13 protein-coding genes are annotated in these 8,966 nt (G+C 44.6%); 7 read left to right on the forward strand and 6 right to left on the reverse strand.

Going from position 1 to position 8,966, the window contains the following annotated elements; translation table 11 throughout:
• Both F7C14_RS01315 and F7C14_RS01320 read left to right on the forward strand, forming a co-directional pair.
• Positions 1-1,369 (forward strand): site-2 protease family protein (locus F7C14_RS01315; protein ID WP_290899037.1); only part of this gene is annotated, 1,369 nt, incomplete at its 5' end.
• Positions 1,366-2,238, forward strand: a complete 873-nt coding sequence (locus tag F7C14_RS01320; protein ID WP_290899042.1) for an ATP-binding protein — start codon at positions 1,366-1,368, stop codon at positions 2,236-2,238. The genes F7C14_RS01315 and F7C14_RS01320, both read left to right, overlap by 4 nt.
• Here the strand turns inward: F7C14_RS01320 and F7C14_RS01325 are convergent.
• The gene (locus tag F7C14_RS01325; protein WP_290899045.1) at positions 2,219-2,902 is read right to left on the reverse strand and encodes a peptidylprolyl isomerase; all 684 of its coding nucleotides are present in this window, start codon (positions 2,900-2,902) and stop codon (positions 2,219-2,221) included. The two genes, F7C14_RS01320 and F7C14_RS01325, sit on opposite strands and share 20 nt — an antisense overlap.
• Positions 2,903-2,953: 51 nt before the next feature.
• On the opposite strand from F7C14_RS01325, the gene cyaB reads away from it, so the two are divergent.
• Entirely contained in the window at positions 2,954-3,481 is a 528-nt protein-coding gene (gene cyaB, locus F7C14_RS01330) for a class IV adenylate cyclase (protein ID WP_290899048.1), read from the forward strand.
• A gap of 121 nt (positions 3,482-3,602) precedes the next feature.
• Here the strand turns inward: cyaB and F7C14_RS01335 are convergent, their stop codons facing one another.
• The 3 genes from F7C14_RS01335 to F7C14_RS01345 are packed head-to-tail and all read right to left on the reverse strand — an operon-like array spanning position 3,603 to position 5,510.
• Positions 3,603-4,670: a (Fe-S)-binding protein gene (locus F7C14_RS01335; protein ID WP_290899051.1), complete on the reverse strand. Its 1,068-nt coding sequence runs from the start codon at positions 4,668-4,670 to the stop codon at positions 3,603-3,605.
• The gene (locus F7C14_RS01340; RefSeq protein ID WP_290899054.1) at positions 4,633-5,331 is read right to left on the reverse strand and encodes a respiratory nitrate reductase subunit gamma; all 699 of its coding nucleotides are present in this window, start codon (positions 5,329-5,331) and stop codon (positions 4,633-4,635) included. Before F7C14_RS01340 ends, F7C14_RS01335 begins: the two co-directional genes overlap by 38 nt.
• Positions 5,304-5,510 (reverse strand): sulfurtransferase TusA family protein, encoded by a 207-nt coding sequence (locus tag F7C14_RS01345; RefSeq protein WP_290899057.1) that lies wholly within the window; start codon positions 5,508-5,510, stop codon positions 5,304-5,306. Before F7C14_RS01345 ends, F7C14_RS01340 begins: the two co-directional genes overlap by 28 nt.
• Before the next feature lie 107 nt (positions 5,511-5,617).
• Between F7C14_RS01345 and F7C14_RS01350 the strand changes: the two genes are divergently transcribed.
• Positions 5,618-5,941 (forward strand): DUF4870 domain-containing protein, encoded by a 324-nt coding sequence (locus tag F7C14_RS01350; RefSeq protein ID WP_290899058.1) that lies wholly within the window; start codon positions 5,618-5,620, stop codon positions 5,939-5,941.
• Between the two features lie 248 nt (positions 5,942-6,189).
• A complete protein-coding gene (locus tag F7C14_RS01355) occupies positions 6,190-6,819 on the forward strand; it encodes an MBL fold metallo-hydrolase (protein WP_290899060.1) in 630 nt (209 codons plus the stop codon).
• Here the strand turns inward: F7C14_RS01355 and F7C14_RS01360 are convergent.
• Together F7C14_RS01360 and F7C14_RS01365 are read right to left on the reverse strand one after the other, a co-directional pair.
• Entirely contained in the window at positions 6,816-7,814 is a 999-nt protein-coding gene (locus F7C14_RS01360) for a zinc metalloprotease HtpX (RefSeq protein ID WP_290899062.1), read from the reverse strand. The two genes, F7C14_RS01355 and F7C14_RS01360, sit on opposite strands and share 4 nt — an antisense overlap.
• Before the next feature lie 36 nt (positions 7,815-7,850).
• The gene (locus F7C14_RS01365) at positions 7,851-8,195 is read right to left on the reverse strand and encodes a hypothetical protein (protein WP_290899064.1); all 345 of its coding nucleotides are present in this window, start codon (positions 8,193-8,195) and stop codon (positions 7,851-7,853) included.
• Between the two features lie 92 nt (positions 8,196-8,287).
• On the opposite strand from F7C14_RS01365, the gene F7C14_RS01370 reads away from it, so the two are divergent.
• Both F7C14_RS01370 and F7C14_RS01375 read left to right on the forward strand, forming a co-directional pair.
• Entirely contained in the window at positions 8,288-8,806 is a 519-nt protein-coding gene (locus F7C14_RS01370) for an ArsR family transcriptional regulator (protein ID WP_290899066.1), read from the forward strand.
• A partial coding sequence (locus F7C14_RS01375; RefSeq protein WP_290899068.1) for an RNA repair domain-containing protein occupies positions 8,793-8,966 on the forward strand: 174 nt, incomplete at its 3' end. The genes F7C14_RS01370 and F7C14_RS01375, both read left to right, overlap by 14 nt.

The following is an 8,966-nucleotide window of genomic DNA, read 5'->3' on the forward strand; positions in this document are numbered from 1 at the left end:
AATGAAAGGTGTGCTCGACAAATACGACATAACTGCATACGGCCCTCTACTGATGATCAGATCTAAGAGAATCGTTGGATTTCTAAAAAAGCTCTCGAAATACGAGAGATTTTGGAGAATATATGCTATAGTCGGAGTCCCTCTCATTTTCCTCGGAATGGCTTTCATGTTCTTTCTCATAATTTTCATGGACTACATTCTCCTCACATCTCCTCCATCCCCTTCAGAAATAACAAGCCCGAGAAACGTTTTACTGATTCCGGGGGTTAACCAGTTCATTCCGTTAATATGGGGGGCTATAGGGCTGCTCGTAACTTTAATCGTTCACGAGTTTAGCCACGGCATTCTGGCTTTGGTTGAGAGAATTAGGGTGAAATCTGTAGGTGTTCTACTCCTACTTCTCCCAATAGGAGGGTTTGCTGAGCCGGATGAGGAGGAACTGAAAAAGGCTGAGTCGAGTAAAAAGATTAGGGTTTTTGCAAGCGGAATCACAGGGAATTTTATCGTTGCCGCTTTAGCCTTTGTCCTCTTCTTTCACTTCCTCTCCTACATCTCTCCAGCTGTTGCGGTTTTGCACGACTCAAGCGGAAGAATCGAGGCTGGAACAAAAATAGTGGAAGTGAACGGAGTAAAGATTGAGACTCCGGAAGATTTTGAAAAAGCCATAACGAAGACGCCTCTTAAAATCAAGCTCGAAAACGGAAAAGAGATCGTTCTTAACGGAGTGGTTGGAGTGGAGATAATTGGAATCATGAAGGACATGCCCGCTGAAGGAGTTTTAAAGGAGGGAATGATAATAGTTGAAGCAGATGGGAAAAGAGTTGTCTCTACTAAGCAGCTCGCAGAAATTTTGAGGAACAAAAGACCGGGAGAGGAAATCACATTAAAGGTCTGGAACGGATCCGGCTATGAGGTAAAGAAGCTCGTCCTTGGAGGGGAAGAAAGAGCTTTGATGGGAGTTTACATCAGAGACAACGTCTCGGGAATTGTGCCGAGTTATCCTTACGCCGAGAGAATCCTCTCCACGTTGAAGTCGATTCCAAAGATGATGACGAATCCAGCAGGATGGGCTTTCGTCATGGCAATGCCGATAACGACATTCAACAGCTTCTCAGGAATTTACGAAAAAATATTCAACGGCGACAAGGAGATTTTCTACCTCCTCAACGCCCTCTACTGGATAGGGTGGATAAACTTTTACGTTGGGCTATTTAACTGCCTCCCAGCCATCCCCCTCGACGGAGGAAGGATATTTCAGGAATTATTGAAAAGGATTTCCCCGAGAGCGGAAAGCCTGAGCAAAGTCACGACCGTAATAGTTTTCGTTTCGATCGCCCTCTCGGTGATAATACCGAACGTGAGAGTATGAGGTGCGAATGCGGGAAAAATGCGATCGAGAAAATCGGAAACCGCTACTACTGTAAGGAGTGCTACTCGAAGAGGTACCTGAGCTTAGTTGAGAGAAGCATCAGGAGATACGGAATTTTAAAGAGAGGAGAGAGAGTTCTCGCTGCGGTAAGTGGGGGGAAAGATAGCGTAGCCATGATTGCCGCATTGAAGGAGCTTGAAGATAAGCTCGGGATTAAAGTCGAGGCTTTGCACATAAACCTCGGAATAGGGGAGTACAGCAAGAAGTCAGAAGAGGTTTGCAGAGAGCTGTGCGATAATCTTGGAATTCCCCTCCACGTAGTAACTCTCTCCGAATACGGATTTACGATAAGCGATGTGAGGAAGAAAGCCTGCAGCGTTTGCGGAAATGCTAAGAGGTATATAATGAACAGGTTTGCAAGGGAGCAAGGCTTCGACGTCGTTGCCACAGGACACTGCGCCGAAGATATTGTTGCGAACGTATTGAAGAACCTTTACTCCGGAAACTTCGAGTGGAGCGAAAAGCTTCTACCGAGGATAGAAGGTTACTTCAAATTCGTCTCAAAGGCTAAACCCCTTTACGAGATCGGGGAGAAAGAAAACCTCCTCTTCGTTCTCTCAAGGAGATTGACTTTTCTCCCAGACGAGTGCCCGAAAGCTCCGGATCCAAAATGGAAGGAGCTTGTTTATGTGATAGAGAAAAGAATTCCGGGGTTTAAGAAGGGCGTTTTAAGAAGCCTCGTAAAAAGGGAAAAAGTCGAAGGGGAATTGAAGAGCTGCAAAATCTGTGGAGAGCCGACTTCAACAGAAGTCTGCCAGTTTTGCAGAAACGTGAAAAAGTTTGGTAAAGTTAGGAAGATTCCTCTTTAGACTCTTCCCTAACGTATCTCTCCACAAGCTCAACTTCCTTTATCTCCGGCAAGTGCTCGAATATTTTGTTCACCGCCGTGATCTTTCCGAGGAGGAAGAACTGGTTGAACGCAACGTCCTTCGGCACTTCCACTACCGCTTTTCCGTCTTCAACTTTTGTCTCAAGCTCTCTGCCGGTGTGGATTAAGAACAGGGCTTTTATCTTCTCCACTGGGTCTTCTATTTTCTCCTTTATCTCGTACTCGAAGATTATCTTCTTTCCAGCCAGCGGATGGTTGAAGTCGATTATCGCCCTCCTGCCCACAACTTTCTCTACGATCCCCACTCTGTCCCCTACTCTAACCCTATCCCCGGGCTTCGGCTTCTCCTTGAACTTTTTGAGAGTTACCATCTCCTTCTTGTTCGGGTCGTATTCGCCGAATGCTTTCTCCGGAGGAACTTCCACAGTCCCCTTGTATCCAACTTCCTTGCCGACTATGTCCTCCTCCAACCCCTTTAAAACGTGTCCTTCCCCCACTACAATGACTATATCCCCATACCTCGCGTGCTCCTCGTAAACTCCAGCTTCTTTAGCCACGTTCTCATCGGTAGAGTCGATCACTGTTCCATCTTCAAGCTTCGCCGTGTAGCTTATCTTAACGAAGTCCCCTTCCTTGATCGTCATCACGAAAGCCAATTCAGAAAGGTATAAAAAATTTGGGAAAGATGAGAGAAAGTGGAAGTGGAAGCGAAATTTCCACTTAAAGAGCCAGATAAACTCAAGAAGCTGTTAGCTGAGAAAGGCTCTTTTTTGAAAAGAAAACTTGAGGAGGACATATACTTCAATTCCCCCCTGAGAGATTTCAAAGAGAGCGACGAGGCTTTGAGGGTTAGGAAGGACGAAGAAGGCGTGACGATAACCTACAAAGGTCCGAAGCTTGATAGCGAGACTAAAACAAGGGAAGAAATAAAGATAAAAGTTGACGATTTCGAGAAGGCTGTGGAGCTTCTCAAAAAACTCGGATTCAAGCCGGTGAGAGAGGTGAAAAAGATCAGGGAGCTTTACGAGGTTGAAGGAGTACTCGTTTGCGTCGACCACGTTTTTAACCTCGGAGATTTCGTTGAGTTCGAAATCGACAGCGAAGACGTTGGAAAAGCTAAGGAGAAAATTTTCAGACTCGCCGAAGAACTCGGCTTTAAGAGGGAAGATAGTCTAAGAGAGTCCTATCTGGAGATGCTCGAAAGGGTTAAATCCAATCGGTAAGATGATTTCTTTAGATGATGAAATACCTCTCAGCGGAGCCGGGATGATGAACCCTCGTTAGGCTGAGGGGTGATGATACCCTTGCCCCAAGACTGGCGATGAAGAAAGGCATACGGTCTGATCAGATGAATTTGGATAGAAGCTCGACAACTCCGGAAACTTCGTAATTCAAGTTGTAATGCTCCCTCAAATCCTTAAGCTGAGTTCTGCAGTTTTCGCAAATTGTTAAGACGTACTTTGCTTCAGTCTCTTTTATTTGTTCAGCCTTTTTCTTTCCCGCTATCATTCTGAAGTCCTTCATCTCCGGAATCGCTACTAATCCTCCACCTCCCCCGCAGCAGAAGTTCCTCTCTTTGTTCGGCCTCATCTCTCTGAAGTCTTCCGAAAAACTCTCTATAACTCTTCTCGGCTCCTCTATCAATCCCGAGTTTCTTGCCGCTTGACACGGATCATGATAAGTCACCGGCTCAGTCAAACTCCCCCTAACCTCCACAATTCCATTTTCAAGATAATCTGCGGCAACCTCAACTATGTTTAATATCTCGAAATCCCTCCCAAACCACTCCCTCCAAAACATCTTGAAAACCCTATAAGCGTGACCACATTCCGTAACGATTATTTTCTCGGCGTTAAGCTCTTCTGCTTCTCTGAATATTCTCTCGGAAACTTTCTTAGCGAGTTCCATATCCCCAAGAAAGAAGGCGAAGTTAGAAGCTTCGAAGTAGCTTAAGGTCCAGTCTTCTTTAGCTAAATTGAAGAGTTTTGCAGCTGGAATTATCGTGTGCTCTCCCTGAAGGGGAACAAAGAGGATTTCGGCTTTTTTATTCAGGGGAATTTTTACATTGTGCTTTTTCTCAAGAAATCTTATCGCCGCCTCGTACATTTGCTTGTGCTTCTCGAAATTCCTTCCCTTCTCAAGCTGGATTTCAACAAGATCTACAAGAGCTTTCGCTTCATTCTTAATTTCCCTCCTCGCTCTTGAAACGTAGGCAGAAACTTCTACAGAAAAAGGACAGAAAACCGTGCACCTTCTGCATCCGTTGCATTCGAAAGCGACAAAATCCGCTTTCTTTCTCAGAATTTTCAATCTGTTTGGAGGAGCGTGCTTCCATTCCCCCGTGGATAAGTAGATGTGACAGTTCTCCAAGCAATTACCGCACCTCACGCACAGAGCTGCGGACTCTGGCATTCTTCCACCTCACCAGATAGTTAGAGTGAAAAACTCCGATTGAGTGAAAGAGTTTTCCGAAGGGTAAATAGGCTACAAGAATCTGAGCGAGGAGAGCGTGGACGACCAAAGCCGAACTTCCAACCACTATCTTCTCACCGGAAATTAGAGAGAGCAAATACCCATTTAAGCTTACGTCATTCAACCTCAAATACATTCCACTGATTGCAACGCTTAAAAGTAGAATTAAGGCGAAGTAGTCTTCTGCTGTGGAAATAACCCTGAGCTTGGCAACCCTCCTCACCAAAAGGGATAGAAGAGTCAGAAAGAAAATTACTCCGAGCAACGTTCCGAGAAAGCTTGTGAAATTTTCATCAACTTTAATTCCAAGGAACATCCTGAGGTGTCCGAGCAAAATTACGAAGAGAGAGACATGAAAGAGCCACGATAAAACCCAGAGAAATTTATCGGACGAAAAGATCGTTTTAAAGAGAAACACATCGCTAAAGTATTCAAACAGCTTTTCCAAACCGCTTTTCGACGCTTTGGGAAAAACCGGAAATACTCTCAGCTTTACAGAAAGGTACTTGTAAATTCTATAAAATAATCCCACAAAAAAGATTGCCGCAGTAACGAATGGAAGCTTGTAGAGAACTATTTCCTCAAGGTAAACTTGAAGCATTCGTTTTCCTCCACCTTAACAACCTTCCATCCAAGTTTTTCAGCTAACGTTGGAATTTCGCTCAGCGTCCCCGGATCGGAAGTTAAAACCATAAGTTCTCCCTTCTCCTTCTCAAGTTCCCCTTTAAGCTTTATCACCGGCATGGGACACGTCAACCCCCGAAGGTCAAGCACCTTCATATGAAATCAGCTACATATGAAACTGATTAAAAGTTTTGTCACGTAAAATTCACCAAATGAAGAAAAACCCCGAAAGATATTTATTTACCAAAATTCAAGCCCATCAAATGGCGAAAACATCTCTTGGAATTGATGAAAACGTAGAAGCCCTCCTGTCTTATCTCCTCGGATGGGTCACTGGAATAATCTTTCTCTTAATCGAGAAAGAGAGCAGATTCGTCAGATTTCATGCGATGCAGTCGGTAGTCGTGTTCTTGTCGATAACCGTCCTCCAACTTCTCTTAAGCTTTCTACCATTCCTCGGGGGAATTTTCAGCAGCCTTCTCGGAATTTTAGCCTTCATTCTCTGGATAGTCCTAATGATAAAGGCGTATCAAGGGGAGTACTACAAAGTTCCCATTGCCGGAGACCTCGCCGAAAGTTACCTCTAAAATTCTATTTTTTGTAAAAAGTATCATCAATGTCTCTCTCCATTTGGGTTTCGAATACGAGAGTTGTAAGCTGAAAACTTTTTCGAAGTCAGAATCCTCCGCAACGGTAGTTATTCACATTCGAAAAATCCTCAAGGAAAACTTCCCCAAGTGACGTCCTCTTTTATAACCCTCCTCTTTAAAGTGTCCAATCGAAACGAGAGTGCTCCAAAGGGAAAGCTTATAACGATTAATGCGGATTATTTTACATGGTATCGCTCCGTTGGTTCGGACACGCTTGCTTCGCAATAAAGGGGAGCAAGGTCGTTGTTACAGATCCATTCCACGAGAAGGATGTTGGTTATCCAACGCCAAACGTGGAAGCTGATATAGTAACCGTAAGTCACGACCACTTCGACCACAATAAGGTTGAGGTTATAAGAGGAAACCCGAAGGTCATCGACGAAGCTGGGGAGTTCGAAGTGAACGGGGTGAAGATAAAAGGAGTTGAGACTTATCACGACAAAGCGAGAGGGGCGCAGAGGGGAAAGAACATAATTTTCAAAATAGAGCTCGATGGAATAAAGTTCTGCCATCTCGGAGATTTAGGACACGTTATCGAGGAGGGTGAGGCGAAGGAAATAGAAGAAGTTGACGTTTTGATGATTCCCGTTGGAGGGTACTTCACCATCGAGCCGGAGGAGGCTGAAGAGGTCGTGAAAATCCTCTCTCCGAAAGTCGTCGTGCCTATGCACTACAAGACCGAGGTTATAGACTTCCCCATCAAGCCGGTAGACGTATTTCTGAGGGGAAAGGAAAACGTAAAAAAATTCGACGTCAGCGAAGTAGAAGTGAAGATTCCAGAAAAGCAAGAGATCTGGGTTCTAAAGTGGGGTTAAAGGGGAAGAGAATCAAGGAATCTAAGCCTCTTGGGAATCGGCGGATGAGTTGACAAGAACTCCTCGACTGGATTTACCTTAGCTCTCTTTATACTTTCCACGTCGATGTAAGCAACGTACGGAGAAGCTACAGCCTGAACGAAAGCGTAGATGAACAGCGTTCTGAATTTGTCCGATGCGATCATCTCATGGTAATCCGGATAGCGGTGGTAGAAGGCGTGAATTTTCGCTAAAGCGTACTGCATGCTTCTCTTTCCAGCTGCAAGAGCACCCTCGAAGTCCGCGTAATACTCTCTGAGCCTGCTGAAAGCCAGAACCAATATCTGAACTAAGAAGGAAGCTATTACCGCTGCGAATCCAAGCAGAGCGAGTTGATTTCTTCTCTCGCTCAACGATGAGTGTATTAACATGTAGCCGAGGTAGAAGATTATCGACGGAAGCAAACCAAAGAGAAGCATCACAGCGTTGTCCCTGTGCTTGTGATGTCCAATTTCGTGACCTATAACAGCCTCAAGCTCCTCCTTCGAGAGCATTTTGAGCATCGAATCAGTTACAGCCACGAACTTCCCCGTTAAGAAGTTCCCGTAGGCGAAAGCGTTCGGCGGCCCCCTCACGATTACAGCCTTTGGAGACTTTACTCCAAGCCTATTTGCGACGGTATCGACAAACCTCTGCAACTCCGGGCTTGGTTTTGCTGAGTAGCTCATGTTTATTATGTAAGGCGACGCGAGATACATCAGCAGGTTCACTATCAAAACGAAGATAACTATTCCCAGAAGGCTGAAGTAGTAGCCGGCGAAGCTTAGGACCAAGTAGATTATCAGAGCTGAGATGCCAAGAATCATCACCCCAAGTATAGCCATCGAAGTGTAGAGGGAAAACCTCCCAGCAAACCTCCCGGCTATCTTAGGAGCTACTGTGCTGGCTAATAGGAACATTATGAAGTATCCGAGCACTCCAAGCATTATGTAGAGGGGATCGAATATCAGGAGCATGTTTTATTATCTACATCGTCTGAATAAAAAGCTTTCTCAGACGTAGTGCTTTCTGCTCTCTTTATCTTCCCTATCTATCGCTAAAAGAACTGCGTAAAGCCTCTCAGCAACCATTCTGAGCTTCCTTAAATCCTGATAGAATATCGTAAACGTCGCATAGGGGTGTCCACACGGATAGTCGAACTTCGTTATGGGGCAGTTTTTACAACCAAACTTCTGGTATTTGAGGCAGAAGGACGTTATCTGGATTGAAACTTCTTCAATTGCTTCAAGGGCTTCTAAAATAGACTTCCACTTTTTTAAGGCAACCTCAATATCATCGTGACCTTCCTCAAGCTCTTTTTCCATGTCTTCAGCAGTGTAAAGCTTAACCTCCTTCATAAATGTAGTTACACTCTTGAGATGTAAAATTTATCCCCCAGATAGAGTTTTATATCGCAAGAGAGAAAATTTGAACATAAGTTTTTAAGGTGATGCCGGTGAGAAGAGCAAAGCTGATCAACGACGTAATAGAGTTCATTCCGATCTTACAGCTGTTCTCGTCAGAAAATTACAGAAGAGTTTACGAAATTCTACTTGACGGCTGGAAGACTATAGACGAGCTTAAAGCGGAAGTTGGAGGAAACGTGGAGGAAGCCCTAAAAATTTTAAAGAAAGCCGGTATGCTCGGATCTAAGTGGAGAATGCCGGAAGATCCAAAAAGCAAGCCGGAAAAAGAATATCACGTGAGCTTTACCCATTTAAGCGCGAACTTTTACTGCTCCCTCAAGGACTTCAACACGGTGCTCGACGTAATTTTCATGAGCGACGACGAGTTTGAGGACTACGTTGACATAATAATCGAGCAGATTAGAGCCGGGAGGATGTCGATTCAACACATAAGTAAAGAAACTGGTCTTGATCCCGTTTTCATAAGAGCCGTTGCCAAAAAATCCCTTAAGTTAAATCTAAAAGGGCAGCTTGTGGAGATAGCGAAGGATGAAGAGATATAGCTTAAGAGACTTGATAAACAAGGTCATATGGCATCCCGAGCTCGACAGAAGAAAGCTTGAGATTAAATTCATCGACCGCCCAGAAGGTGTTTCGTCTATTAGAGGAGATGAAATCGAGGAAGTTGGACACAAATTCGTTTTTGCTCACGTCCCAATACCC

This window comes from Ferroglobus sp., from assembly GCF_015521575.1.
In the GTDB taxonomy this organism is placed as follows: Archaea; Halobacteriota; Archaeoglobi; order Archaeoglobales; family Archaeoglobaceae; genus Ferroglobus.

Bases quoted from the DNA above. Each gene is read 5' to 3' on its own strand.
- F7C14_RS01320 (WP_290899042.1), top strand. From the start codon at position 1,366: ATGAGGTGCGAATGCGGGAAAAATGCGATCGAGAAAATCGGAAACCGC.
- F7C14_RS01325 (WP_290899045.1), bottom strand. From the start codon at position 2,902: ATGACGATCAAGGAAGGGGACTTCGTTAAGATAAGCTACACGGCGAAG.
- F7C14_RS01335 (WP_290899051.1), bottom strand. From the start codon at position 4,670: ATGCCAGAGTCCGCAGCTCTGTGCGTGAGGTGCGGTAATTGCTTGGAG.
- F7C14_RS01340 (WP_290899054.1), bottom strand. From the start codon at position 5,331: ATGCTTCAAGTTTACCTTGAGGAAATAGTTCTCTACAAGCTTCCATTC.
- F7C14_RS01345 (WP_290899057.1), bottom strand. From the start codon at position 5,510: ATGAAGGTGCTTGACCTTCGGGGGTTGACGTGTCCCATGCCGGTGATA.
- F7C14_RS01350 (WP_290899058.1), top strand. From the start codon at position 5,618: ATGGCGAAAACATCTCTTGGAATTGATGAAAACGTAGAAGCCCTCCTG.
- F7C14_RS01355 (WP_290899060.1), top strand. From the start codon at position 6,190: ATGGTATCGCTCCGTTGGTTCGGACACGCTTGCTTCGCAATAAAGGGG.
- F7C14_RS01360 (WP_290899062.1), bottom strand. From the start codon at position 7,814: ATGCTCCTGATATTCGATCCCCTCTACATAATGCTTGGAGTGCTCGGA.
- F7C14_RS01365 (WP_290899064.1), bottom strand. From the start codon at position 8,195: ATGAAGGAGGTTAAGCTTTACACTGCTGAAGACATGGAAAAAGAGCTT.
- F7C14_RS01370 (WP_290899066.1), top strand. From the start codon at position 8,288: ATGCCGGTGAGAAGAGCAAAGCTGATCAACGACGTAATAGAGTTCATT.